Annotated in this window: 27 protein-coding genes; all 27 read left to right on the top strand. The window is 61.5% G+C overall.

Annotation, left to right across the window (positions count from 1 at the left end):
* Positions 1 to 86 precede the first annotated feature (86 nt).
* Positions 87 to 416, top strand: a complete 330-nt coding sequence (gene fliE, locus GJV18_RS13155; protein ID WP_160346330.1) for a flagellar hook-basal body complex protein FliE — start codon at positions 87 to 89, stop codon at positions 414 to 416.
* A 15-nt stretch (positions 417 to 431) separates the two neighbouring features.
* Positions 432 to 2,216 (top strand): flagellar basal-body MS-ring/collar protein FliF, encoded by a 1,785-nt coding sequence (gene fliF / locus GJV18_RS13150; protein WP_160346328.1) that lies wholly within the window; start codon positions 432 to 434, stop codon positions 2,214 to 2,216.
* Complete coding sequence (gene fliG, locus GJV18_RS13145) at positions 2,209 to 3,225, top strand: flagellar motor switch protein FliG (RefSeq protein ID WP_160346326.1); 1,017 nt, start codon at positions 2,209 to 2,211, stop codon at positions 3,223 to 3,225. Before fliF ends, fliG begins: the two co-directional genes overlap by 8 nt.
* The gene (gene fliH / locus GJV18_RS13140; RefSeq protein WP_160346324.1) at positions 3,226 to 4,032 is read left to right on the top strand and encodes a flagellar assembly protein FliH; all 807 of its coding nucleotides are present in this window, start codon (positions 3,226 to 3,228) and stop codon (positions 4,030 to 4,032) included.
* Entirely contained in the window at positions 4,022 to 5,383 is a 1,362-nt protein-coding gene (fliI, locus tag GJV18_RS13135) for a flagellar protein export ATPase FliI (protein WP_160346322.1), read from the top strand. Before fliH ends, fliI begins: the two co-directional genes overlap by 11 nt.
* A gap of 3 nt (positions 5,384 to 5,386) precedes the next feature.
* Complete coding sequence (gene fliJ, locus GJV18_RS13130) at positions 5,387 to 5,842, top strand: flagellar export protein FliJ (protein WP_160346320.1); 456 nt, start codon at positions 5,387 to 5,389, stop codon at positions 5,840 to 5,842.
* A gap of 133 nt (positions 5,843 to 5,975) precedes the next feature.
* Complete coding sequence (locus GJV18_RS13125) at positions 5,976 to 6,281, top strand: STAS domain-containing protein (RefSeq protein ID WP_160346318.1); 306 nt, start codon at positions 5,976 to 5,978, stop codon at positions 6,279 to 6,281.
* A 15-nt stretch (positions 6,282 to 6,296) separates the two neighbouring features.
* Positions 6,297 to 7,991, top strand: a complete 1,695-nt coding sequence (locus GJV18_RS13120) for a fused response regulator/phosphatase (RefSeq protein WP_160346316.1) — start codon at positions 6,297 to 6,299, stop codon at positions 7,989 to 7,991.
* Between the two features lie 29 nt (positions 7,992 to 8,020).
* A complete protein-coding gene (locus tag GJV18_RS13115) occupies positions 8,021 to 8,374 on the top strand; it encodes an Hpt domain-containing protein (protein ID WP_160346314.1) in 354 nt (117 codons plus the stop codon).
* Positions 8,375 to 8,452: 78 nt separating this feature from the next.
* Positions 8,453 to 9,730 (top strand): flagellar hook-length control protein FliK, encoded by a 1,278-nt coding sequence (locus tag GJV18_RS13110; RefSeq protein WP_160346312.1) that lies wholly within the window; start codon positions 8,453 to 8,455, stop codon positions 9,728 to 9,730.
* Positions 9,731 to 9,928: 198 nt separating this feature from the next.
* Positions 9,929 to 10,450, top strand: a complete 522-nt coding sequence (gene fliL / locus GJV18_RS13105) for a flagellar basal body-associated protein FliL (protein ID WP_160346310.1) — start codon at positions 9,929 to 9,931, stop codon at positions 10,448 to 10,450.
* Between the two features lie 9 nt (positions 10,451 to 10,459).
* Complete coding sequence (gene fliM / locus GJV18_RS13100; protein ID WP_160346308.1) at positions 10,460 to 11,431, top strand: flagellar motor switch protein FliM; 972 nt, start codon at positions 10,460 to 10,462, stop codon at positions 11,429 to 11,431.
* 46 nt (positions 11,432 to 11,477) lie between these two features.
* On the top strand, positions 11,478 to 11,945 hold the full coding sequence (gene fliN, locus GJV18_RS13095; protein ID WP_160346306.1) for a flagellar motor switch protein FliN: 468 nt from the start codon (positions 11,478 to 11,480) through the stop codon (positions 11,943 to 11,945).
* A gap of 2 nt (positions 11,946 to 11,947) precedes the next feature.
* Entirely contained in the window at positions 11,948 to 12,373 is a 426-nt protein-coding gene (fliO, locus tag GJV18_RS13090) for a flagellar biosynthetic protein FliO (RefSeq protein ID WP_160346304.1), read from the top strand.
* Entirely contained in the window at positions 12,373 to 13,158 is a 786-nt protein-coding gene (gene fliP / locus GJV18_RS13085) for a flagellar type III secretion system pore protein FliP (RefSeq protein WP_160346302.1), read from the top strand. The genes fliO and fliP overlap by 1 nt, the downstream gene beginning before the upstream one ends.
* A 2-nt stretch (positions 13,159 to 13,160) precedes the next feature.
* Positions 13,161 to 13,430, top strand: coding sequence for a flagellar biosynthesis protein FliQ (gene fliQ, locus GJV18_RS13080; RefSeq protein WP_160346300.1), 270 nt, complete (start codon positions 13,161 to 13,163; stop codon positions 13,428 to 13,430).
* A gap of 1 nt (position 13,431) precedes the next feature.
* Positions 13,432 to 14,208 (top strand): flagellar biosynthetic protein FliR, encoded by a 777-nt coding sequence (fliR, locus tag GJV18_RS13075; protein WP_160346298.1) that lies wholly within the window; start codon positions 13,432 to 13,434, stop codon positions 14,206 to 14,208.
* Between the two features lie 9 nt (positions 14,209 to 14,217).
* Positions 14,218 to 15,348, top strand: a complete 1,131-nt coding sequence (gene flhB, locus GJV18_RS13070) for a flagellar biosynthesis protein FlhB (RefSeq protein ID WP_160346296.1) — start codon at positions 14,218 to 14,220, stop codon at positions 15,346 to 15,348.
* 132 nt (positions 15,349 to 15,480) lie between these two features.
* Complete coding sequence (flhA, locus tag GJV18_RS13065; RefSeq protein ID WP_160346294.1) at positions 15,481 to 17,604, top strand: flagellar biosynthesis protein FlhA; 2,124 nt, start codon at positions 15,481 to 15,483, stop codon at positions 17,602 to 17,604.
* An 11-nt stretch (positions 17,605 to 17,615) separates the two neighbouring features.
* A complete protein-coding gene (flhF, locus tag GJV18_RS13060; protein ID WP_160346292.1) occupies positions 17,616 to 18,917 on the top strand; it encodes a flagellar biosynthesis protein FlhF in 1,302 nt (433 codons plus the stop codon).
* Between the two features lie 66 nt (positions 18,918 to 18,983).
* Positions 18,984 to 19,814, top strand: coding sequence for a flagellar synthesis regulator FleN (fleN, locus tag GJV18_RS13055; RefSeq protein WP_178113451.1), 831 nt, complete (start codon positions 18,984 to 18,986; stop codon positions 19,812 to 19,814).
* Complete coding sequence (gene fliA / locus GJV18_RS13050) at positions 19,811 to 20,557, top strand: RNA polymerase sigma factor FliA (RefSeq protein WP_160346291.1); 747 nt, start codon at positions 19,811 to 19,813, stop codon at positions 20,555 to 20,557. Before fleN ends, fliA begins: the two co-directional genes overlap by 4 nt.
* Before the next feature lie 133 nt (positions 20,558 to 20,690).
* A complete protein-coding gene (locus GJV18_RS13045) occupies positions 20,691 to 21,065 on the top strand; it encodes a chemotaxis response regulator CheY (RefSeq protein ID WP_178113450.1) in 375 nt (124 codons plus the stop codon).
* 19 nt (positions 21,066 to 21,084) lie between these two features.
* Positions 21,085 to 21,873 (top strand): protein phosphatase CheZ, encoded by a 789-nt coding sequence (locus GJV18_RS13040; protein ID WP_160346287.1) that lies wholly within the window; start codon positions 21,085 to 21,087, stop codon positions 21,871 to 21,873.
* A gap of 11 nt (positions 21,874 to 21,884) precedes the next feature.
* Positions 21,885 to 24,113 (top strand): chemotaxis protein CheA, encoded by a 2,229-nt coding sequence (locus GJV18_RS13035; protein WP_160346285.1) that lies wholly within the window; start codon positions 21,885 to 21,887, stop codon positions 24,111 to 24,113.
* 44 nt (positions 24,114 to 24,157) lie between these two features.
* Complete coding sequence (locus GJV18_RS13030; protein ID WP_160346283.1) at positions 24,158 to 25,267, top strand: protein-glutamate methylesterase/protein-glutamine glutaminase; 1,110 nt, start codon at positions 24,158 to 24,160, stop codon at positions 25,265 to 25,267.
* Positions 25,267 to 26,007, top strand: coding sequence for a flagellar motor protein (locus GJV18_RS13025; RefSeq protein ID WP_160346281.1), 741 nt, complete (start codon positions 25,267 to 25,269; stop codon positions 26,005 to 26,007). The genes GJV18_RS13030 and GJV18_RS13025 overlap by 1 nt, the downstream gene beginning before the upstream one ends.
* Positions 26,008 to 26,013 lie beyond the last annotated feature (6 nt).

Here is a 26,013-nt window from a genome sequence, read left to right as displayed (position 1 = left end):
CGCAATTCAGAGGTTGGCACCCTTGTTGCAGATACCCCACTACAAAGTCGCGCAGCGTCAAAAAAACGCGGCCAGTGGAGGATGTCATGAGCCAAGGTGTTGAATTCAATCGCTTGATGCTGGAAATGCGGTCCATGCAGGCAGAAGCCATGGCCCGGCAGAAGCCGGTCGTCAGTGCGCCTGAGGTCGGTGCGCCGAGCTTTTCCGACATGCTCGGCCAGGCTGTGAACAAGGTGAGCGAAAACCAGCAGGCCGCCAGCAAACTGGCCACCGCCTTCGAAATGGGCCAGAGCGGCGTGGATCTGACCGATGTGATGATCGCTGCGCAAAAATCCAGTGTATCGATGCAGGCCATGACCCAGGTGCGCAACAAGCTGGTTCAGGCCTATCAAGACATCATGCAGATGCCGGTTTAAGGGTGGGACTGAATCATGGCTGAAGCCGTAGCTGCAAACGTACCCGCCACCACTGCCGGTGACGATACGAAGAAACCCCTGTTTGGCCTGAGCTTTCTGGAAAATCTGGCCGAGATGTCGATGCTGCGTCAGATCGGCCTGCTGGTCGGCCTGGCCGCCAGCGTGGCGATCGGTTTTGCCGTGGTGCTCTGGTCCCAGCAGCCGGACTACCGCCCGCTCTACGGCAGCCTTAATGGCATGGATGCTACCCAGGTGATGGAGACCCTGTCGGCCGCCAATATCAAATACACCGTCGAGCCCAACTCCGGTGCCCTGCTGGTCAAGGCCGATGACCTGGCCACCGCGCGCATGCGTCTGGCGGCTGCCGGGGTCGCGCCCACCGACAACAGCATCGGTTTCGAGATTCTCGACAAGGAGCAGGGCCTGGGCACCAGCCAGTTCATGGAGGCGACCCGCTATCGCCGTGGCCTGGAAGGCGAGCTGGCGCGCACCGTATCGAGCCTGAACAACGTCAAGGCGGCGCGGGTGCACCTGGCCATCCCCAAGAGTTCGGTGTTCGTACGCGATGAGCGCAAGCCCAGCGCCTCGGTACTGGTCGAGCTCTATCCGGGCCGCGCTCTGGAGCCGAGCCAGGTGATGGCCATCGTCAATCTGGTGGCCAGCAGCGTGCCGGAAATGAACAAGGCCCAGGTCACGGTGGTGGATCAGAAAGGCAACCTGCTCTCTGATATCCAGGAAATGTCCGAGCTGACCATGGCCGGCAAGCAGTTCGATTACAGCCGGCGCATGGAAAGCCTGTTCACCCAGCGCGTGCACAATATCCTGCAACCCGTGTTGGGCGCCGGGCGCTACAAGGCTGAAGTCTCCGCGGACGTCGACTTCAGCTCGGTGGAATCCACCTCGGAGATGTTCAACCCCGATCAGCCGGCGCTGCGCAGTGAACAGCAGGTCAACGAACAGCGCACCAGCAGCCTGCCGCCCCAGGGCGTGCCGGGCGCCTTGGCCAACCAGCCGCCCGGTGCGGCCAATGCACCTGAGCAGGCCGGTGCGGGTGCGGTCGCCGCTGCCGTGGCGCCCGGTCAGCCGCTGCTGGACGCCAATGGTCAGCAGGTGATCGATCCGGCCACCGGTCAGCCGATGCTGGCGCCCTATCCGGCGGACAAGCGCGAGCAATCCACCCGCAACTTCGAACTGGACCGCTCCGTCAGCTACACCAAGCAACAGCAGGGGCGTCTACGTCGCCTGTCGGTGGCCGTGGTGGTGGATGACCAGGTGCGCGTCGATCCGGCCACCGGGGAGACTTCGCGTCAGCCCTGGAGTGCCGATGACCTGGCGCGCTTCACTCGCCTGGTGCAGGACTCGGTGGGCTTCGATGCCAGCCGTGGCGACAGCGTCAGCGTGATCAATACGCCGTTCTCCGATGCGGTTGGCGAAGAACTCTTTGAAGAAGCCTTCTACACCCAGCCCTGGTTCTGGGACATCATCAAACAGGTGCTGGGCGTGCTGTTTATCCTGGTGCTGGTGTTCGGTGTCCTGCGTCCGGTGCTCAACAACATCACCGGCGGCGGCAAGGGCAAGGAGCTGGCAGGTGCTGGTGGTGATGTCGAGCTGGGCGATATGGGCGAGCTGAGCGGTGATCTGGCCGAGGATCGGGTCAGTATTGGTGGCCCGCAAAGCATCCTCCTGCCCAGCCCGAGCGAGGGGTATGATGCACAACTGAATGCCATCAAGAGTCTGGTGGCCGAGGATCCGGGCCGCGTCGCCCAGGTAGTCAAAGAGTGGATCAACGCCGATGAGTGAGAATCGAACCGCTGCCAAGCTGACCAAGGTAGACAAGGCCGCCATTCTGCTGCTGTCCCTGGGTGAAACCGATGCCGCGCAGGTGCTGCGTCACCTGGGGCCCAAGGAGGTGCAGCGGGTCGGGGTGGCGATGGCCGGCATGCGCAATATCCAGCGCGAGCAGGTTGAACAGGTGATGGGCGAGTTCGTTGACATCGTCGGCGATCAGACCAGCCTGGGCGTGGGCGCCGACGGTTATATCCGCAAGATGCTGACCGCAGCCCTGGGCGAGGACAAGGCCGGTAACCTCATCGACCGCATCCTGCTCGGTGGCAGCACCAGCGGTCTGGACAGCCTGAAGTGGATGGAACCGCGCGCCGTGGCCGATGTAATCCGCTACGAGCACCCGCAGATCCAGGCCATTGTGGTGGCTTATCTCGACCCCGATCAGGCCGGTGAGGTGCTCAGCCACTTCGATCACAAGGTGCGCCTGGATATCGTGCTGCGCGTATCTTCGCTCAATACCGTACAGCCGGCAGCGCTCAAGGAGCTCAACCAGATTCTCGAGAAGCAGTTCTCCGGCAGTGCCAGCACCACCCGCGCCGCCTTGGGCGGGGTCAAGCGCGCCGCCGATATCATGAACTTCCTCGACAGCTCCATCGAAGGCCAGCTGATGGATTCGATCCGCGAGGTGGACGAGGACCTGTCCAGCCAGATCGAGGACCTGATGTTCGTCTTCGACAACCTGGCCGATGTCGACGACCGCGGTATTCAGGCGCTGCTGCGTGAAGTCTCCAGCGATGTGCTGGTGCTGGCCCTCAAGGGCGCCGACGAGGCGATCAAGGACAAGGTGTTCAAGAACATGTCCAAGCGTGCGGCCGAGTTGCTGCGTGATGACCTGGAGGCCAAGGGCCCGGTGCGGGTCAGCGATGTGGAATCCGCGCAGAAGGAAATCCTCACCATTGCCCGCCGTATGGCCGAAGCCGGAGAAATCGTGCTCGGCGGCAAGGGCGGCGAAGAGATGGTGTAAATGGTCGAGAAAGAACCCCCTAGCGAGCTGATCCGAGCCAAGGATGTCAGCGCCTTCGATCGCTGGGCGTTGCCCAGCTTCGACCCCGAGGAAGAGGCCCCCGCCGAGGTCGTGGTGGAGGAGTCTGCTGCCGGGGCGGTAGAAGAGGGCGAGGAAGCGCTTGCCGCCAGTGAGGAAGTGGCTCTGGAAGACGTCAAGCCCTTGACGCTGGAGGAGCTGGAAGCGATTCGCCAGGATGCCTACAACGAAGGGTTTGCCACGGGAGAGAAGGATGGCTTCCATGCCGGCCAGCTCAAGGCCAAGCAGGAAGCCGAGGTTGCCCTGGCCGCCCGCATCAAAGGGCTGGAGACCCTGATGCAGCAACTGTTCGAGCCGATCGCCGAGCAGGATCAGCAGCTGGAAAGCGCCATGGTCAACCTGCTCAGCCATATGGTGCGCCAGGTGATCCAGCGTGAGTTGGCGATGGATTCCAGCCAGATCCGCCAGGTTCTGAGCGAGGCGCTCAAGTTGCTGCCCATGGGTACCGAGAACGTACGTATCCATCTCAACCCGCAAGATTTCGAGCTGATCAAGGCCCTGCGCGAGCGCCATGAAGAGAGCTGGCGCATCCTGGAGGATGAGTCTCTGCTGCCAGGCGGCTGCCGGGTTGAGACCGAGCTGAGCCGCATCGATGCCACGGTGGAAACCCGCATGCATCAGGCCATCAAGCAGCTGTTCGAGCAGCAGCGCGAGCAACTGATTCACCCACCAGCCGCCGATATGCAACTGGACCTCGATGCCCCTGAGGTGGGTGCTGATGCGCCTTGAACGCACCAGCCTGGGCAAGCGCCTGGCTGCCTATAGTGAGGCGATCAATCTGCCGACCAAACCCGTGGTCGAGGGTCGTTTGCTGCGCATGGTCGGTTTGACCCTGGAGGCTGAAGGCCTGCGTGCGGCCCTGGGCAGCCGCTGCCTGGTGATCAACGATGACAGCTATCACCCGGTCCAGGTCGAGGCCGAGGTGATGGGCTTTGCCAATGGCAAGATCTACCTGATGCCGGTCGGCGGCCTGGCGGGCATCGCCCCGGGTGCCCGGGTGGTGCCGCTGCCGGATACCGGGCGCCTGCCCATGGGCATGTCCATGCTCGGCCGGGTGCTGGACGGCACCGGCCGCGCCCTGGATGGCAAGGGCGGCATGAAGGCCGAGGACTGGGTGCCCATGGATGGCCCGACCATCAACCCGCTCAACCGTCACCCGATAAACGAGCCTCTGGATGTGGGCATCCGCTCGATCAATGGCCTCCTGACCGTGGGGCGTGGCCAGCGCCTGGGCCTGTTTGCCGGCACCGGGGTGGGCAAGTCTGTGTTGCTGGGCATGATGACCCGCTTCACCGAGGCCGACATCATCGTGGTGGGGCTGATCGGCGAGCGGGGCCGCGAGGTCAAGGAATTTATCGACGAGATCCTCGGTCATGAAGGCCTCAAGCGTTCGGTGGTCGTGGCCTCGCCGGCCGACGATGCTCCCCTGATGCGCCTGCGGGCTGCCATGTATTGCACGCGCATTGCCGAATACTTCCGCGACAAGGGCAAGAATGTCCTGCTGCTGATGGATTCGCTGACTCGTTTCGCCCAGGCCCAGCGCGAGATCGCCCTGGCCATTGGCGAGCCTCCGGCAACCAAGGGCTATCCGCCCTCGGTATTTGCCAAGCTGCCCAAGCTGGTGGAGCGCGCCGGCAATGCGGAGGAGGGTGGCGGCTCGATCACCGCCTTCTACACCGTGCTCAGCGAAGGTGACGATCAGCAGGACCCCATCGCCGATGCCGCCCGCGGTGTGCTCGATGGCCATATCGTGCTGTCACGGCGGCTGGCCGAGGAGGGGCATTATCCGGCCATCGATATCGAGGCCTCGATCAGCCGGGTCATGCCTCAGGTGGTCAGCGCCGAACACCTCAAGCAGGCCCAGCGCTTCAAGCAGCTATGGTCGCGCTACCAGCAAAGCCGCGACCTGATCAGCGTCGGCGCCTATGTGCCGGGGGGGGATGCCGACACCGATCTGGCCATCGCCCGCCAACCCGCCATGGCCAAGTACCTGCGCCAGGGCCTGGCGGAGAGCGAAGGCCTGGAGAGCAGCAGTGCGCAACTGGCGGCCACCTTCAACCCTGCGCCGGCGGCGCCTTAAACCATGTCGAAGAGCCGTGCGGCGCGCCTGCTGCCAGTGATCGAGATGGCCGAGCGCGCCGAACGTGAAGCCGCCCTGCAGCTGGGGCATTGCCAGGGCCTGGTGCGTCAGGCCGAGGTGCAGTTGGGTGACCTGGAGCGTTATCGCGGTGACTACCAGCAGCAGTGGATCAGTGAAGGGCAGCGTGGTGTGTCCGGGCAGTGGCTGATGAACTACCAGCGTTTTCTGTCGCAACTGGAAACCGCTATCGGTCAGCAGCGGCAGAGCCTGGAATGGCACCGACGTAATATGCAGCAGGTGCGCGAAGTCTGGCAGCAGCGCTATGCCCGGCTTGAGGGGCTGCGCAAACTGGTCAAGCGCTATCAGGATGAGGCGCGGCTGGCCGAGGATAAGCGCGAGCAGAAGCTGCTCGACGAGTTGTCACAGCGGCTATCGGCGGGCGACCCGCTGGGTCGTTAAAGCCTTTTCACCCTGCCACGCTGGGCAGCGCGCAGGTAACAGCAGTTGCTGCCAGGGCTGCGGAGTGCTACATCTTGATCCTATGCGCTGAACTGTTGTCTGGCTCGGCTTTATCGTTGATCAGGAGAATTTCATGACCATCACCTCGCTGCCCTCATCCGATGGGCATGAGTTGACCATCGTCATTGCAGGACGCTTCGATTTCGGCGCTCATCAGGAGTTTCGCAACGCGTATGAACGCGTCAGCAGTACGCCCAAGAGCTACGTCATCGACCTCAAGGACACCACCTATCTGGATAGCTCGGCCCTGGGCATGCTGCTGCTGTTGCGTGACCATGCCGGCGGTGATAGCGCGCAGATTCGCCTGCTGAACTGCAAGCCGGATGTGCGCAAGATTCTCGCCATCTCGAATTTCGAGCAGTTGTTCCAGATCGCCTGACGCGAGGCTGAGCCGATGCCTGAGCGCCTGTCCATCCTGATCGCCGAGGACAGCGCCGCCGATCGCATGCTGTTGTCGACCATCGTCAGCCGCCAGGGGCACCGGGTACTCACCGCCAGCAATGGTTTGGAGGCTCTGGCGCTGTTCGAGCAGGAGCGCCCGCAGCTGGTGCTGATGGATGCCCTGATGCCGGTGATGGACGGCTTCGAGGCGGCGCGGCGGATCAAGCAGCTGGCCGGCGAAGCGCTGGTGCCGATCATCTTTCTCACCTCCCTGAGCGAAGGCGAGGCCCTGGTGCGTTGCCTGGAGGCTGGAGGTGACGACTTTCTCGCCAAGCCCTACAACCGCATCATTCTCGAAGCCAAGATCAAGGCCATGGACCGCCTGCGTCGTCTGCAGGATACCGTGCTGCAGCAGCGTGACCTGATTGCCAAGCACAATGAGCACCTGCTCAACGAACAGCGTGTGGCCAAGGCGGTCTTTGACAAGGTGGCCCACTCGGGCTGCCTGAACGCGCCGAATATCCGTTACCTGCAATCGCCCTATGCGGTGTTCAACGGTGATCTGCTGCTGGCCGCCTACAAGCCCTCCGGCGGCATGCATGTGCTTTTGGGAGACTTTACCGGCCATGGCTTGCCCGCTGCGATTGGCGCCATGCCCCTGGCCGAGGTGTTCTATGGCATGACCGCCAAGGGCTATGGGCTGACCGATATTCTGCGTGAACTCAATGCCAAGCTCAGGCATATCCTGCCGCGCGGGGTGTTCTGCTGCGCTGCGCTGCTCAATGTCAGCTTCCAGCGCCAGGAAGTCGAGGTGTGGAACGGCGGATTGCCCGATGGTTATCTGCTGCGCCGGGACGGCCCGCGTACCGCCCTGGTTTCCAGGCATCTGCCCCTGGGGGTGCTGGAGCCGGCCGCCTTCAATGACAGCTGCGAGGTTTATCCCCTGGCTTTGGGGGATCGCATTTTTCTCCTCTCCGATGGTGTGCTGGAGGCCTGCAATGCCCAGCAGGAGCTGTTCGGTGAGGCACGCCTGCTGCAAGTGCTGGACGCCAACCCCGCAGCAGCGCAGCTGCTCTATCAAATCCAGCAGGCCCTGCATGACTTCAGTGGCCAGCAGCAGGACGATGTCAGCCTGGTGGAAGTCAGTCTGGTCGAGGAGCGTCAGCTCAATCGCCCGCCACTGGCCTTTGCCGACAGCGGTCAGAGCCATCTGCTGGACTGGTCGGCCAGCTTCGAATTTCGCGGGGAAACCCTGCGCCACTTCAATCCGTTGCCGTTTCTGTTGCAGTTGCTGCTGGAGGTGCAAGGCCTGCGTCCCCAGGGGGGCGCGCTCTACACCGTGCTCGCCGAGCTCTATTCCAATGCGCTTGAGCACGGCGTACTGGGGCTCGATTCGCAGCTGAAACAGGATGCCGAGGGTTTTGCCGAGTACTACCGGCAACGCAGTGCGCGTTTGTTGCAGTTGCGCGAGGGGTATGTGCGCTTTCATCTGCAGCTTTTGCCTGAAGGAGGCGGCGGGCGTCTGGTGATTACCGTGGAGGACAGCGGCAAGGGCTTCGATGCCCAGGCCTTGATCTTGCGCGAGATGCGTCTGGATGGGCTCAGTGGCCGGGGGCTGGCGTTGATTCGTCAGCTCAGCGAGCGTTGCCGTGGCTCGGCGGATGGTCAGGGCATCAGCGTAGAGTTTTCCTGGTCGCCTGATGCATAATCCCGGCGCCATCTCCAGGGGGTAAGCCGTTGTCCGATATTCATCTCGATAGTGCCGTATTGGCTGCCTTGCAGGATGTGATGGAGGATGAATATCCGGTTCTGCTGGACACCTTCGTGCTCGATTCCGAGGAGCGCCTGCTGGTGCTGCGCAAGGCCGAGCAGGCGGGCGATGCGCAGAATCTGCGTTTGGCCGCCCATAGTTTCAAGGGCAGTTGCAGCAATATGGGCGCCTTGCTGCTGTCCGGCCTGTGTAAGCAGCTGGAGGAGGCCGGTCGTCGCGAGCAGCTGGAGTTGGCCCCCGATCTGCTTGAACAGATCGAGCGCGAATTTGCCATCGTGCGCATCCTGCTCAAATCCGAGCGCCAGCGTTACCGCCGCTGACTGAAATGCGACGGCCAGTGAAGTTGGCCCGCCCCTTGCAGAACTCTCCGCACGACCAACCCCGAACGGAGAGCATCCATGTCCGTTGCCCCCGATATGCTGCTCAGGCCGGCGCCTGAGATCAAGTCCAAAGCCGCCCCCAGCAAGGCACCGGAGAAACCGGCCGAGCCCAGCAGGAATAAGGCATCCGAGTTTTCTCAGGTGTATGCTCGCGAGCGTCAGAGCAAGGCGGCCGAGCGTTCCGACAACCAGACCAAGGGTGCCCGTGATGAGCGGGACAGCAAGGCCGGTGAGGTGTCCGAGCCGACGGATAATGCCGCTGCGCAACCGGTTGTTGCCGATGGCGGCAATGCTTTGCCGGAGTCGCCTCCGGCCGAGGCGGGAGGCCTGGACCCACTGTTGTTGCTGGGCATGACGGGCGAGTTACCGCCGGCAGCTGAAGAGACTGAGGCGTCTTTGCTGGGCGACACGCCTGAGCAGGATGCGGCACCACTGGTTGAGCAAGCACCGACCAGTCTGATCAGCTCCGGGCCGGCCAGCATGACCGAGGCCAGCTTTGATCCCGAGGTCGACGCCATCAACCAGTTGCCAGGTGTGCGCATGGCATTGGCGCTGGGCGCGCATGATAAACAGCCGGCTGAGCAGGCCTCGCCGGTGGCTCATGCGGTCAAGGCTGCGCAGAGTGCAGGGGAAGGCTTTGCCGCCAGTTTTGCCGGCAAGGGTGATCTGCAGGCCGAGGCTGGCGAAACGGATTTCGCCGAGTTGCAGTTGAGCAAGCTCAACGTCCGGGCCCTTGAAGTGGTCAAGGAGGGCTCGGCCGATACCGCGCCGGAAAACTTCGTCAGCAAGCTCAACAGTCTGAGCCAGGCCATCGCCCAGCAGCATGCTCAGGTCCGTTCGGCCCCGCTACTGGGTCAGCCTGTGGCCATGAATCAGGGGGGCTGGAGTGAGGCGGTGGTGGATCGGGTGATGCTGATGTCCAGCCAGAATCTCAAATCGGCTGAAATTCAGCTGGATCCGGCGGAACTTGGGCGTCTTGAGGTGCGCATCAATGTCAATCAGGAGCAGACCCAGGTCACCTTCGCCAGCCCCAATGCCAACGTGCGCGACGCACTGGAAGCGCAGATGCACCGCTTGCGCGAGATGATGGGGCAGCAGGGCATGAACCTGCTGGATGTGAATGTTTCTGATCAGTCCCTCAGCCGGGGTTGGCAGGGGCAGGGTGATGGTTCAGGCGGGGGGCGCGCAGGTGCTGAGGTTGCCGGCCTGGCAGATGGGGAGCCGGTCGGTACGCTGATCGACGGGGCGCAGGCCGGTGTGTCGAGTGCTCGAGGCCTGGTGGATTACTACGCCTGACACTGTAGTTGCCTGCTGCACTGTTCTAAACTCCAGTCGCCCGACGCCGTTATTGGCGCCGGGCGATTTTTTATCTGGAGTGGCCTTGCTGAGTCCGCCAAGTAGCTGGAACAGTGGCGTTATGGATGAAATGGCATAACACTTGCTCCAGACCCCTATAAAACGGATATCTTATCCGGATAACGACGGATTTTTGGCATGGCTAAGAAAGAAAAGGCGCAGGCAGCTGCCGGCGAAGCAAAACCTGCGGGCAAGATGAAACTGATCATCCTGATCGTGGTGGTGGTGCTCCTGGCCGTTGGTTTATCAGTTGGCGCGACTCTCTTCTTCCTGGGCAAGAGTGATACCGATAAAGAGGCAGAGCCCGCTGCGGCGGCCGCTCCAGCCGTGCCAGTCAAGCAGCCAGCCATCTACGAAGAGCTGGTGCCGGCCTTTGTGGTCAACTTCACCCACCAGGGCCGTGCGCGCTATATGCAGGTCAGCGTGGCTCTGCAGAGTCGTGATCAGGTGGCGCTCGATGCGCTCAAGGTGCATATGCCGGTGCTGCGCAACCGCCTGGTTATGCTGTTTTCCAGTCAGGATTTTGATGCCCTGCTGACGCCTGTCGGCAAGGACATGCTGCGCCAGCAGGCCACCGCCAGCGTGCAGGAACTGGCGCAGAAAGAAACCGGCAAGACCGTGGTCGAGCAAGTTCTGTTCACCAATCTCGTATTGCAGTAGGAGCCACAGATGGCTGTGCAAGACCTGCTTTCCCAGGACGAAATCGATGCCTTGCTGCATGGTGTCGACGATGGCTTGGTGGACACCGAGGACGAAGCCGAACCGGGTACGGTCAAGCAATATGACCTGACCAGTCAGGATCGCATCGTTCGTGGTCGCATGCCGACCCTGGAAATGATCAACGAGCGCTTTGCCCGTTACACCCGTATCAGCATGTTCAACCTGCTGCGCCGCTCGGCCGATGTGGCCGTGGGTGGGGTGCAGGTGATGAAGTTTGGTGAGTACGTGCACTCGCTCTATGTGCCGACCAGTCTCAACCTGGTGAAGATGAAGCCGCTGCGTGGCACCGGGCTGTTTATCCTCGACGCCAAGCTGGTGTTCAAACTGGTGGACAACTTCTTCGGCGGTGATGGCCGCCACGCCAAGATCGAGGGTCGCGAATTCACCCCCACCGAGTTACGCGTGGTGCGCATGGTGCTGGACCAGGCCTTTGTCGACCTCAAGGAAGCCTGGCATGCGGTGATGGACATCAACTTCGAGTATGTCGGTTCGGAGGTCAACCCGGCCCTGGCCAATATCGTCAGCCCCAGCGAAGTGATTGTGGTATCCACTTTCCATATCGAGCTGGACGGCGGCGGCGGCGATCTGCACATCACCATGCCCTACTCGATGATCGAGCCCATTCGCGAGATGCTCGATGCCGGCTTCCAGTCCGATGTGGATGATCAGGATGAGCGCTGGATCAAGGCCCTGCGCGAGGACATCCTGGGGGTCAGCGTGCCCCTGGGCGCCACCGTGGCGCGCCGGCAGCTGAAGCTGCGCGATATTCTGCATATGCAGCCCGGCGACGTGATTCCGGTCGAATTGCCGGAAAGCGTGGTCATGTGTGCCAATGGCGTGCCGACTTTCAAGGTCAAGCTGGGGGCGCACAAAGGCAACCTGGCGCTGCAGGTGCTTGAACCCATTGAACGTCAGCGTTGATGCTGCCGACTCGTTAACCCGTTGCAAGATAAGTTGAGGAAACCCCATGGCCGAAGACGAAAACGAAGCCACCTCGCCCGAGGAACAGGCGCTGGCCGATGAATGGGCGGCAGCCTTGTCCGAAGCCGGGGATGCCGGCCAGGACGATATCGATGCCATGCTCGCTGCCAGTGATGCCGCTCCGGCTGCGCCGCGGGCGCCGATGGAGGAGTTCGACAGCGCGCCCAAGGTCAATCTGCCGGTCAATATGGACGGGCCCAACCTGGATGTGATCCTGGATATTCCGGTGTCCATTTCCATGGAAGTCGGCAATACCGACATCACCATCCGCAACCTCCTGCAGCTCAACCAGGGCTCGGTGATCGAGCTGGACCGCCTGGCCGGTGAGCCGCTGGATGTGCTGGTCAACGGCACACTGATCGCCCATGGCGAGGTGGTTGTGGTCAACGAGAAATTCGGCATTCGCCTGACTGATGTGATCAGTCCGAGCGAGCGCATCAAGAAGCTGCGCTGATCATGTACCGACTTCTTGCGTGTGTCGGGTTCGCCCCGCTGTCGGTTGTCGCGGCCGAGGCGACGCAGGCAGCTCCGGCTGTTTCCTCGGACATGAGTGGGCAGCTGCTGCAGCTGCTGCTGGGTCTGCTGCTGGTGATCGGGGTCATCTTCCTGATGGCCTGGCTGCTGCGTCGGATGCAGCAGATCGTGCCCAGAGGCGGTCAGGTCATCAAAATTGTCGCCACCCAGGCGCTGGGGCCGCGGGATCGTCTGGTGCTGGTACAGGTGGGCGGCGAGCAGATTTTGCTGGGCCTCTCCCCGGGCACTATCACCTCCCTGCATGTGATGAATGAGCCGGTGCACCTGCCCGATGCCGAACCCGCCTCCACCGAGTTTGCTCAGCGCCTGATGGAGCTGTTGGGCAAGGATCAGAAGGACAAATCCTGATGTTGCGTTTGTTGCTGGTGCTGGTTCTGAGCCTGGGCGCCTCGCTGGCTTTTGCCGAAGATCCGCCGGCCGCCAGCGCACTGATTCAGCAGGGCGCCAGCCCGTTGTCGATTCCAGCCATCACCCTGAGTACCGATACCGAGGGGCAGCAGGAGTATTCGGTCAGCTTGCAGATCCTGCTGATCATGACGGCGCTGAGTTTTATCCCGGCCTTCGTCATGCTGATGACCAGCTTTACCCGCATCATCATCGTATTTTCTATCCTGCGTCAGGCCCTGGGTCTGCAGCAGACACCGTCCAATCAGATCCTGGTGGGCATGGCGCTGTTTCTCACCATGTTTATCATGGCGCCGGTGTTTGACGAGATTAATCGCACCGCCTTGCAGCCCTATCTGAATGAGCAGCTACCGGCCCAGCAGGCGATCAGTCGGGCGGAGATCCCGATCAAGAACTTTATGCTGTCGCAGACCCGCGAGAGCGATCTGGAGCTTTTTGTGCGCCTGTCCAAGCGCACCGATATTGCCAGCCCCGATCAGGCGCCCCTGACCATTCTGGTCCCTGCCTTTGTCACCTCCGAGCTGAAAACTGCTTTCCAGATCGGTTTTATGATCTTTATCCCCTTTCTGATCATCGACCTGGTGGTGGCCAGTATCCTGATGGCCATGGGCATGATGATGCTTTCACCCCTGATCATCTCGCTGCCGTTCAAGATCATGCTGTTTGTGCTGATCGACGGCTGGGCGCTGATCATGGGCACCCTGGCCGCCAGCTTTGGGGGAACCTAGCCATGACTCCAGAAGTCGCGGTCGATCTGTTACGTGGTGCCTTGTGGCTAACGGCCGTCATCGTTGCCATTACCGTGGTGCCGAGCCTGTTGGTGGGCTTGCTGGTGGCCATGTTTCAGGCAGCCACCCAGATCAACGAGCAGACACTGAGCTTTCTGCCGCGCCTGCTGGTTATCCTGATGACCTTGATCTTTGCCGGGCCCTGGCTGGTGCGTGAACTGATGGAATACACGCAGATGCTGATCATGAATATCCCCATGATGATTGGCTGACATGCTGGAGCTCAGTGATGCGCAAATCGGTGGCTGGGTAGGCAGTTTTCTCCTGCCCCTGTTTCGTATTGCCTCCATGCTGATGCTGATGCCCATTATCGGCACCCAGTTGGTCTCGGGGCGGATACGCCTGTATCTGGCCCTGGCCATCTGCCTGGTGCTGATGCCGACCTTGCCGCCGATGCCGCAGATCGATGCCATCAGCGTGCAGGCCTTTATCTGGATTGCTCAGGAAATACTGATAGGCGCCATGCTGGGCATGACCCTGCAGCTGTTGTTTCAGGTGTTTGTGATCGGTGGGCAGATTGTCGCCATGCAAATGGGTCTGGGCTTCGCCTCCATGGTCGATCCGGCCAATGGCATTTCGGTGCCGGTGATCGGTCAGGTCTTTATGATTCTGGTGACGCTGTTGTTTCTGGCCATGAACGCCCATCTGGTGGTATTCGAGGTGCTGGCCGAGAGTTTCTTCACCTTGCCGGTGGGGGCCGGGTTTCTGGTGGACAGCTACTGGCAGCTGGTACTCAGGCTCAGCTGGGTAATCGCCGCCGGGCTGCTGCTGGTATTGCCGGCCGTGACGGCCCTGTTGGTGGTCAACCTGGCCTTCGGGGTAATGACCCGCGCCGCGCCGCAGCTGAATATCTTCTCGATTGGTTTTCCTTTGACCCTGGTGTTGGGGCTGGTGATCGTCTGGATCGGTATGGGCGATATCCTTGCCCAGTACCAGCTGTTCGCCACTGAGGCTCTGCAGTTTCTGCGGGTCATGGCAGGGGCGGGTTGAGGAGGGGAAATGGCAGAGTCGGAGAGCGGTGCCGATAAAAGCGAGGAACCCACGGAGAAACGCCTGCGCGAATCCCGTGAGAAGGGGCAGATTGCCCGTTCCAAGGAGCTCAATACCCTGGCTGTAACCCTCGGTGGTTTTGGTGCGCTGCTGATGTTTGGTGGCAGCATGGGCAATGCCATGCTGGAGATCATGCGCGGCAATTTTTCCCTGCCGCGCGAGGTGCTGATGGATGAGCGCAGCATGGCGCTCTGGTTCGCCGCTTCCGGGCAGATTGCCCTGGAGGCGATTGCTCCCTTTCTGTTGATGCTGCTGGCGGCTTCCATCATCGGTCCCGTCTCCCTGGGCGGCTGGCTGTTTTCCGCCGAGGCTATGGCGCCCAAATTCAGTCGTATGAACCCGCTGGCCGGGCTGAAGCGGATGTTCTCCGTTCAGGCTCTGGTTGAGCTGCTCAAGGCCCTGGCCAAGTTTGTGCTGATTCTGCTGGTGGGCCTGGCGGTATTGTCGGCCTGGCAGGGGGATTTGCTGGCTATCGTCCATGAGCCCATCGAGTCGGCCATTCTGCATGCCATGACCGTGGTGGGCTGGAGCGCGTTCTGGATGTCCTGTGGGCTTATTCTGATCGCCGCGGTGGATGTGCCCTTCCAGCTCTGGAGCAACAAGCAGAAGCTGATGATGACCAAGCAGGAAGTGCGCGACGAATACAAGGACAGCGAGGGCAAGCCCGAGGTCAAGTCGCGGATTCGCCAACTGCAACGGGAGATGTCCGAGCGGCGCATGATGCAGGCGGTGCCCGAGGCCGATGTGGTGATCACCAACCCGACCCACTTCGCCGTGGCGCTCAAATACGACCCGCAGAAGGGCAGTGCCCCGCTCTTGCTGGCCAAGGGTGGTGATTTTGTCGCCTTGAAGATTCGCGAAATCGCCAACGAGCATCAGGTCATGGTGCTGGAGTCGCCCGCCCTGGCCCGTGCCGTGTTCTATTCCACCGAGCTGGACCAGGAAATTCCCGCTGGCCTTTACCTGGCGGTCGCCCAGGTGCTGGCCTATGTCTACCAGCTGCGCCAGTACCAGGCTGGCAAGGGCAAGCGCCCGGGGCCCCTGCCGGATCTGCCGATTCCGCCGGATCTGCAAAAGTAGCGGTTGCCCCTGGCGCGCCCTTGCTGGCGGCTATTTGAGTCGCTGGGCCAAGTTGGAATGCTTCTTGCCATAACCTCCCCAAGGCGCCTCGAAGCGTCAAAAAATTGAGCGGGCTGGGGTAGAGCAGTGGCAATGGATCGGACACAAGTCATCAGCGATGTGCGCAGCAACCTGTCGGGTTTGCGCCAGGGCAACCTGGGGATTCCGCTGCTGCTGCTGGTCATGCTCGGCATGGTCATGCTGCCAATTCCGCCGTTTCTGCTCGACGTGCTGTTCACCTTCAGTATCGCCCTGTCCATCGTGGTGTTGCTGGTGGCCATCTATGCCCTGCGCCCTCTGGACTTTGCCGTCTTTCCCACCATCCTGCTGGCAGCCACCCTGCTGCGTCTGGCCCTGAACGTGGCCTCCACCCGGGTGGTGCTGCTCAATGGCCATGCTGGCGGCGATGCGGCCGGCCAGGTGATCAAGGCCTTCGGTGAGGTGGTGATCGGTGGCAACTACGTGGTGGGTATCGTGGTGTTCGCCATCCTGATGATCATCAACTTCGTGGTGGTCACCAAGGGCGCCGGGCGTATCTCGGAAGTGTCGGCGCGTTTTACCCTGGATGCCATGCCCGGCAAGCAGATGGCCATCGATGCCGACCTCAATGCCGGTCTGATCGATCAGGCCGAGGCCAAGAAGCGGCGCTCGGAGGTTTCTCAGGAAGCCGACTTCTACGGCTCCATGGACGGTGCCAGCAAATTCGTCCGGGGTGATGCCATTGCCGGTCTGTTGATTCTGTTTATCAACCTGATTGGTGGCGTCGCCATCGGCATGTTCCAGCATGGGCTGAGCTTTGTTGACGCGGGCAAGGTGTACACCCTGCTGACCATCGGTGATGGCCTGGTGGCGCAGATTCCTTCGCTGTTGCTGTCCACCGCTGCGGCCATCATGGTCACCCGGGTTTCCACCTCGGAAGACATGGGCGCCCAGGTTGGCCGGCAGATGTTTGCCTCACCCCGGGCTCTGGCGGTGGCGGCGGCGATCATGATCGCCATCGGCCTGGTGCCGGGCATGCCGCATTTCTCCTTTATCAGCCTCGGCCTGCTGGCGGCGGGGGCGGCCTACTGGATCGCCAACAAGCAGCGGGTGACCAAGGAAAACGAGATCAAGGAAGTGCAGCGTCAGCAGGAGTTGCTGCCGGCGCAGAAGGCCCAGGAGGTCAAGGAACTGGGCTGGGATGACGTGATGCCGGTGGATATGGTGGGGCTTGAAGTGGGCTACCGCCTGATTCCCCTGGTGGATCGCAACCAGGGCGGCCAGTTGCTGGCGCGAATCAAGGGGGTGCGCAAGAAGCTGTCCCAGGAAATGGGCTTTCTGATGCCCTCGGTGCATATCCGCGACAACCTGGATCTGCAGCCCAATGCCTACCGCCTGACCCTGATGGGCGTCAGTGTGGCCGAAGCCGAGGTCTACCCGGATCGCGAGCTGGCGATCAACCCTGGGCAGGTGTTTGGTCCGCTCAATGGCATTGCCGCCAAGGATCCGGCGTTTGGCCTGGAGGCGGTGTGGATCGACCCCGGCCAGCGCGATCAGGCGCAGTCTCTGGGCTACACGGTGGTTGATGCCAGTACCGTGGTGGCCACTCACCTGAATCAGGTCCTGCACAAGCACGCACACGAGTTGCTCGGTCATGAGGAAGTGCAGCAACTGCTGCAGCTACTGGCCAAGAGCTCGCCGAAGCTGGCCGAGGAGCTGGTGCCGGGGATGATTTCCCTGTCGACCCTGCTCAAGGTATTGCAGGCATTGCTGCAGGAGCAGGTGCCGGTGCGTGACATCCGCACCATTGCCGAAGCCATCGCCAATGTGGCGGTGAAGAGTCAAGATCCCGCCGCGATGGTGGGCGCCGTGCGTGTCGCCCTGGCCCGCGCAATCGTGCAAAGCATTGTGGGGCTTGAGTCCGAGCTGCCTGTGATCACTCTTGAACCCAGGTTGGAACAGATCTTGCTCAACAGTCTGCAGAAGGCCGGTCAGGGCTCCGAGGATGGCATCCTCCTGGAACCTGGCATGGCCGAGAAGCTGCAGCGATCCCTGGTGGAAGCGGCGCAGCGCCAGGAAATGCTCGGCAAGCCGGTGATACTGCTGGTGGCCGGTCCGGTCCGGGCGATGCTCTCGCGCTTCGCGCGGCTGGCGGTTCCGAATATGCACGTACTGGCATATCAGGAAATCCCGGACAACAAGCAAGTCACCATAGTTGCGACTGTGGGACAGAACTGAGGTAACAGGCCATGCAGGTCAAACGCTTTTTCGCCGCCGATATGCGCACCGCCATGAAACTGGTGCGTGATGAGCTGGGTGCTGATGCCTCGATTATTGCCAATCGCCGGGTCGCCGGTGGTGTCGAGCTGACGGCCGCCCTGGACTATCAGGCGCCTGCCGCACCCGTGCGTCAGGCCAATCCGGCGCTGGAAGCCGAGCTGCGCAAGACCCAGGCGAAGATCGCCACCGCCCAGGCGGAACTGGCAACCCGCGGCAAGCCCGAGGTTACCGGCGATCGTCAGCTCTTTGGCGCTGCCCCGGCCGAGCCTGTCAGCCGACCTGCAGCGGCAGCGTTGCCGGCGCAAGCCGCCAGTCGTGAACGGGTCGACCAGCAGGCCCTGGAAGCCATGCGCTTCGAACTGCATGGCCTGCGTGAGCTAATCGAGGTGCAGCTGGGCTCGATTGCCTGGGGCCAGCTGCAGAGCCATCGCCCGCAGCAGGCCAATTTGTGGCGCCGTCTGCAGCGCATGGGCCTGTCGGCGGAGCTGTGCAAGTCGTTGCTGGAGCGTGTCGGTCAGATCAGCGAGCCGCGTCAGGCCTGGCGCATGCTGCTGGCCCATCTGGCCCATGCCATTCGCACGCCGCAGCAGGAACCGATGGAAGAGGGTGGGGTCATCGCCCTGGTTGGTCCGGCCGGCATGGGCAAGACCACTACCCTGGCCAAACTGGCGGCGCGCTATGTACTCAAGTACGGCGCGCAGAACATTGCCCTGGTCAGCCTGGACAGCTATCGCATCGGTGCCCAGGAGCAGCTCAAGACCCTGGGGCGTATTCTCGACGTGCCGGTGACCCTGGTCGACCCGGGCCAGTCATTGACCCAGGCGCTGGCGCCACTGGCGCGCAAGAAGGTGGTACTGGTGGATACCGCGGGTCTGCCGGCCAATGATCCGGCCCTGCGCATGCAGCTGGAAGCCTTGGGCAGTCGTGCCATCAAAGCGAAAAATTATCTGGTATTGGCGGCAACCAGCCAGGATCAAGTGCTCAAAGCCGCCTACCATAGTTATAAGCGCTGCGGCCTGAGTGGCTGCATTCTGACCAAGCTGGACGAGGCGGCGAGCCTGGGTGAGGTTTTAGGACTGGCTATTGGCCAGCGTCTGCCGGTAGCCTATCTCACTGATGGGCCACGTATTCCGGATGATATCCAGGTGCCGCGCAGTCATCAGCTGGTCAGCCGGGCGGTGGGCCTGCAGGCCACTCAGGATCCGAGTGAGGAAGCCATGGCCGAGATGTTCGCCGGGTTGCATCAGCAACCAACGCGCCGCGCCAGTTGAGGGTGTAGAGGCTGCAGACGTAATTGGGTGGTTCCAGTCGAAGTTATACAAGGTATGTAGAAAATTATGGCTATGCATCCCGTACAGGTGATCGCAGTGACCGGCGGCAAGGGTGGCGTCGGCAAAACCAACGTCTCGGTCAATCTGGCCCTGGCCCTGGCTGATCTCGGTCGCCGTGTGTTGTTGATGGACGCCGACCTGGGCCTGGCCAATGTCGATGTACTCCTGGGCCTGAGTGCCAAACGTACCCTGGCCGATGTGATCAGTGGTGAGTGCGACCTGCGTGACGTGATCCTGCAGGGGCCGGGTGGTATTCGCATCGTGCCGGCTGCTTCCGGTATCCAGAACATGGTGCAGCTTTCGCCCATGCAGCATGCCGGCCTGATTCAGGCATTCAGCGATATCAGCGACAACCTCGATGTGTTGATCATCGATACCGCCGCCGGCATTGGCGATGGTGTGGTCAGCTTCGTGCGCGCCGCCCAGGAAGTGCTGGTGGTGGTGTGCGACGAGCCCACCTCGATTACCGATGCCTATGCCCTGATCAAGTTGCTCAACCGCGATCACGGCATGACCCGCTTCCGTGTGCTGGCCAATATGGCCCACAGCCCCCAGGAAGGGCGCAATCTCTTTGCTAAGCTGACTAAAGTGACGGATCGATTTCTGGATGTCGCCCTGCAGTATGTGGGCGCCGTGCCGTACGATGAATCGGTGCGCAAGGCCGTGCAGAAACAGCGCGCGGTCTATGAGGCCTATCCGCGTTCGAAATGTGCGCTGGCGTTCAAGGCGATAGCCCAGAAGGTCGATACCTGGCCCTTGCCGGCCAACCCTCGTGGGCATCTGGAGTTTTTCGTTGAACGCCTGGTGCAGCAACCGACCGCGGACAATGCCGTATGACAGCAGCCTCTGGACTTCGTATGTATAGCAAGGCGCAGGCTCAGGATTCCCAGCATCAGTTGATCGAGCGCTACGCGCCTCTGGTCAAGCGTATTGCCTATCACCTGCTGGCGCGGTTGCCGGCGAGTGTGCAGGTCGATGACCTGATTCAGGCGGGGATGATTGGTCTGCTCGAAGCCGCGAAAAAATACGACTCCAGCAAGGGCGCCAGCTTTGAAACATTCGCCGGCATCCGCATCCGTGGTTCCATGCTCGATGAGGTACGCAAGGGCGATTGGGCGCCGCGCTCGGTGCACCGCAACAGCCGCATGGTCAGCGATGCGATCCGCGTGGTTGAGGCCAGAACCGGACGCGACGCTAAAGATCACGAGGTTGCGGCCGAACTCCAATTGAGTCTCGAAGATTACTACGGCATTCTTGGCGACACTTTGGGCAGCCGCCTGTTCAGCTTCGATGACCTGTTGCAGGACGGTGAACATAGCGGTTTGCGCGAAGACGCCAGTTGCAATCAGCTCGAACCTTCACGGGACCTGGAAGATGAGCGTTTTCAGGCGGCCCTTGCTGATGCCATCAGCAAGTTGCCTGAACGCGAACAGCTGGTGTTAGCGCTATATTACGATGAAGAGCTGAATCTCAAGGAAATTGGCGAAGTACTGGGGGTTAGCGAGTCGCGGGTGAGTCAGCTACACAGCCAGTGTGCCGCCCGCTTGCGCGCGCGTTTGGGTGACTGGCGAGCCAGCTGAATACTTTGCAGGTTTCTGGGAAAGCCCGCCTATGCATGTGCTGCAGCGGTTTACCAGGCCGGTTTCACGATTAAGGGCGTAGCCAGGTGCTGGATACGTTTGGGACTGTACGGAGGTCGACTTGGACAAGAACATGAAAATCCTCATCGTTGATGACTTTTCAACGATGCGACGGATCATCAAGAACCTCCTGCGTGATCTGGGGTTCACCAATACCGCGGAGGCCGATGACGGCACCACCGCCTTGCCGATGCTGCAAAGTGGCAGTTTCGATTTTCTGGTCACGGACTGGAATATGCCCGGTATGACCGGCATTGACCTGCTGCGTGCGGTGCGCGCCGATGAGCGCCTGAAGACCTTGCCGGTGCTGATGGTCACGGCCGAAGCCAAGCGCGATCAGATCATCGAGGCGGCACAGGCCGGCGTGAATGGCTATGTAGTTAAGCCATTCACTGCCCAGGTGCTTAAGGAGAAGATTGAGAAGATCTTCGAGCGGGTCAACGGCTGATGTCTGCCGCGAGGGTACTATGGAACACAAAGATTCCCCTCAGGGTGACCTTGAGTCGACCCTGAAGCAAAGCGCTCGTCAGCTGGTTGATAGCCTTGAAAAAGGCAACTTCGGCGAAGCTGTGCAACTTATTCATGAACTCAACAAGGCCCGCGACCGCGGCCTCTACCATGAGGTCGGCAAACTCACCCGCGAGCTGCATAACGCCATCGTCAACTTCCAGCTCGACCCTCGCGTGCCGCATGCCACCGAGGTGTCGCAGATCACCGACGCCACCGAGCGCCTCAACTACGTGGTGACGATGACGGAGAATGCGGCCAACAAGACCATGGACCTGGTCGAGCAAAGTGCGCCGCTGCTCAACGAACTCAACGATGAAGCCCAGAGCCTGAGTGCCGACTGGGGGCGCTTCATGCGCCGGGAAATGAGTGCCGACGGCTTTCGCGAGCTGGCCAAGCGGGTCGAGTCGTTTCTGGCCCGCAGCGAGCGTGATAGCGCCAAATTGTCCGGGAACATGAACGATATTCTGCTGGCCCAGGATTTTCAGGACCTGACCGGGCAGGTGATCAAGCGGGTCACTCAGCTGGTCACCGAAGTCGAGAGCAACCTGCTCAAGCTGGTGATCATGGCCAGCCAGGTCGACCAGATTGCCGGTATCGAACACAACCATGAGTTGCTTCGTGCCGAACAAGAACAACAAAAAATGCCTTCCAGTGGTGAAGGTCCGCAGATTCATGCCGATAAGCGTGATGACGTCGCATCCAATCAGGATGATGTCGACGATCTGCTTTCCAGCCTAGGATTTTAGGAGCACGTCTTATGAGCTTCGGCGCCGATGAAGAAATCCTCCAGGACTTCCTGGTAGAGGCCGGCGAGATTCTTGAATTGTTGTCCGAGCAGCTGGTAGAGCTGGAGAGCCGGCCGGATGACATGAATCTGCTCAATGCGATTTTCCGCGGCTTCCATACCGTCAAGGGGGGGGCCGGCTTTCTCCAGCTCAACGAGCTGGTGGAGTGCTGCCATATTGCGGAAAACGTTTTCGACATCCTGCGCAAGGGTGAGCGCCGTGTCGACTCGGCCCTGATGGATGTGGTGCTGGAAGCACTGGATGCGGTCAACAGCATGTTTGGCCAGGTGCGTGAGCGTACCGAGCTGACACCCGCGACGCCGGAGCTGCTGGCGGCCCTGGCCCGTCTGGCCGAGCCGGCTGGGGCTGATGAGGTCGCAGCTGTCGAGCCGGAACCCGAGTCCGAACCTGCCGCTCCCGAACCCGTAGCCGAAGCCGCATCGGACATCACCGATAGCGAGTTCGAGCAATTGCTGGGCGCCCTGGACGAAGACCCGGCCGAAAGCGCAAATGCGGCGGCCAGCGATGAAATCACCGACGATGAGTTCGAGGCCCTGCTCGATCAGCTGCATGGCAAGGGACAGTTTGTCGCCGCCGAGGCTGCCGCTGCGCCAGCCGCGCCTGCCCAGGCCAGTGCGGCGCCGGCCAGCGATGAGATTACCGATGACGAATTCGAGTCGCTGCTTGATCAATTGCACGGCAAGGGACAGTTTGTTCCTCCTGCGGTGACGCCGCCTGCTGCTGCCAAGGACGAGCCCGTTGCGGCCGCCCCTGGCGGTGACGAGATCACCGATGATGAGTTCGAGGCGTTGCTCGACCAGCTGCATGGCAAGGGCAAATTCGTTGAGCCCGAGGCGATCAAGGCCGATGAGGTGGCGCCGGTCAAGCCGGCTGCCCCTGCCAAAGCGGTAGAATCCGCCAAAGCCGCGGCCAAACCGGCACCTAAGGCTGAAAGCAAAGCCGCTCCCGCGCCGAAGGCTGAGCCGATCAAGGCAGCTGCTCCGGCACCTGCTGCCGCAGCACCGGCCAGCGAAGCGGAAACCACCGTGCGGGTGGACACGGCGCGCCTGGACGAGATCATGAACATGGTCGGCGAACTGGTGCTGGTGCGTAACCGTCTGGTGCGCCTGGGCGCCAACAGTGGCGATGAAGCCATGTCCAAGGCGGTATCCAACCTTGATGTGGTGACTGCCGATCTGCAGACCGCGGTGATGAAAACCCGCATGCAGCCGATCAAGAAAGTCTTTGGGCGCTTCCCACGCCTGGTGCGCGACCTGGCTCGCAGCCTGAAGAAAGAGATCAACCTGGAGCTGGTGGGCGAGGAAACCGACCTCGACAAGAACCTGGTCGAGGCCCTGGCCGATCCACTGGTGCACCTAGTGCGCAATGCCGTCGATCACGGTGTGGAAACCCCGGAGGAGCGCGAAGCCGCCGGCAAGCCCCGTGGCGGCAAGGTGGTGCTGTCGGCCGAGCAGGAGGGCGATCATATCCTCTTGTCCATCTCCGATGATGGCAAGGGCATGGATGCCGACGTGCTGCGCGCCAAGGCCGTGGAAAAAGGCCTGCTGGACAAGGATGCAGCCGACCGGCTCAACGAGTTCGAATGCTACAACCTGATCTTCGCCCCGGGTTTCTCCACCAAGACCGAGATTTCCGACGTGTCCGGCCGCGGTGTGGGCATGGACGTGGTGAAAACCAAGATCACCCAGCTCAATGGCACGGTCAACGTGTTCTCGGTCAAGGGCCAGGGCTCGAAGATCATCATCAAGGTGCCGCTGACCCTGGCCATCATGCCGACGCTGATGGTGATGCTGGGCAATCAGGCCTTTGCCTTCCCGCTGGTCAATGTCAACGAGATCTTCCATCTGGATCTGTCGCGTACCAATGTCGTCGATGGTCAGGAAGTGGTGATCGTCCGTGACAAGGCCCTGCCACTGTTCTACCTCAAGCGTTGGCTGGTAGGTGGCGCAGCTCACGAAGAACCGGGGGAGGGGCACGTGGTGATCCTCACCGTGGGCAGTCAGCGCATAGGTTTTGTCGTCGATCAATTGGTCGGTCAGGAGGAAGTGGTAATTAAGCCACTGGGCAAGATGCTGCAGGGCACCCCGGGCATGTCCGGGGCAACTATTACCGGCGACGGTCGCATTGCCCTGATTCTTGATGTGCCCAGCATGCTCAAGCGCTACGCCCGGCGTATCTGATTGATCAGCGGCACGGTCTGTATTCGTGCCGTCTAGGAGTGTTTATGGCTGTTAAGGTTTTGGTGGTGGACGACTCCGGCTTCTTTCGCCGGCGTGTTTCGGAAATTCTCTCAGCCGACCCGGATATCCAGGTCATCGGCACTGCCACCAACGGCCGTGAGGCCATCGAGCAGGCGCAGTCGCTCAAGCCCGATGTGATCACCATGGATTACGAGATGCCGATGATGGATGGCATCACGGCGGTGCGTAATATCATGCAGCGCTGTCCGACCCCGGTACTGATGTTTTCCTCGCTGACCCATGAAGGCGCCCGGGTGACTCTGGATGCGCTGGAGGCGGGTGCTGTCGATTTCCTGCCGAAGAATTTCGAGGATATTTCGCGTAACCCCGAGCGGGTCAAACAGTTGCTGTGCGAGAAGATCCATACCATTGCGCGCAGCAACAGGCGCAGCCTCAGTTCATCCAGCATGGCGGCGCCTGCCCCGAGCAGCAGTGCTGCGAGCAAGGTCGCCGCGCGTCCCAGCAGTCTGGCCAGACCTGCCCCGGCTCCCGCTCCGGCGCCGGCCAGTAGTTCGGCGCCGGCCAAGCGCAAGGCCTACAAGCTGGTGGCTATCGGCACCTCCACCGGTGGTCCGGTGGCGCTGCAGCGGGTGCTGACCCAGTTGCCGGCCAGTTTCCCCGCGCCATTGGTGTTGATCCAGCATATGCCTGCTGCCTTTACCAAGGCCTTTGCCGAACGCCTGGACAAGCTGTGCAAGATCAGCGTGAAAGAAGCCGAAGATGGCGATGTGCTGCGGCCCGGCCTGGCCCTGTTGGCCCCCGGCGGCAAGCAGATGATGGTCGATGCCCGTGGGGTGATCAAAATCCTGCCGGGCGATGAGCGCCTCAACTACAAGCCCTGTGTCGATATCACCTTTGGCTCGGTGGCCAAGTCCTATCACGACAAGGTCCTGGCCGTGGTGCTGACCGGCATGGGCGCCGATGGTCGCGAAGGGGCGCGCCTGCTCAAGCAGAGCGGCAGTCAGGTGTGGGCTCAGGATGAAGCCAGCTGCGTGATCTATGGCATGCCCATGGCCATCGTCAAGGCCAACCTGGCGGATGCGGTCTACTCGCTGGATGACATTGGCAAGCGCCTGGCCGAGACCTGCATGTAATGGATGTCCTGAGCCTTATAGGGGTCATCCTGGCGTTTGTCGCCATTCTCGGTGGCAACTACCTGGAAGGCGGTCATGCGACGGCATTGCTCAACGGGCCGGCCGCACTGATTGTGATCGGTGGCACCCTGGGTGCGGCCTTTCTGCAGGCCCCGATGGCGGTGTTCAAGCGCGCCCTGATGATCATCCGCTGGATTTTCTTCCCCCCCCATGTGGACCTGGCCGGCGGTATCAACCGGGTGGTGGGCTGGAGCCTGACCGCGCGCAAGGAAGGTCTGCTCGGTCTTGAGGCCGTAGCCGATGCGGAGCCCGATCCCTATGCGCGCAAGGGGCTGCAGTTGTTGGTCGATGGCGTCGAGCCGGAATCCATCCGCAGTATTCTCGAAGTCGATCTGTATACCCAGGAAGGGCGGGACATTCAGGCCGCCAAGGTGTTCGAGAGTATGGGGGGGTATGCGCCCACCATTGGCATCATTGGTGCGGTCATGGGCCTGATCCACGTCATGGGTAACCTGGCCGATCCCAGCATGCTGGGCAGCGGCATCGCTGTGGCGTTCGTTGCAACCATCTATGGCGTGGGTCTGGCCAACCTGCTGCTGCTGCCCATTGGCAACAAGCTCAAGAGCATCGCCCTGCGCCAGTCGCGTTACCGGGAGATGCTGCTCGAAGGCATCCTGTCCATCGCCGAGGGTGAGAATCCGCGCTCCATCGAGCTGAAGCTGCAAGGCTTTATGGACTGATGGAGG

This window comes from Pseudomonas xionganensis, from assembly GCF_009763245.1.
Lineage (GTDB): Bacteria > Pseudomonadota > Gammaproteobacteria > Pseudomonadales > Pseudomonadaceae > Aquipseudomonas > Aquipseudomonas xionganensis.
This window is presented reverse-complemented; position numbering and strand designations above follow the sequence as displayed.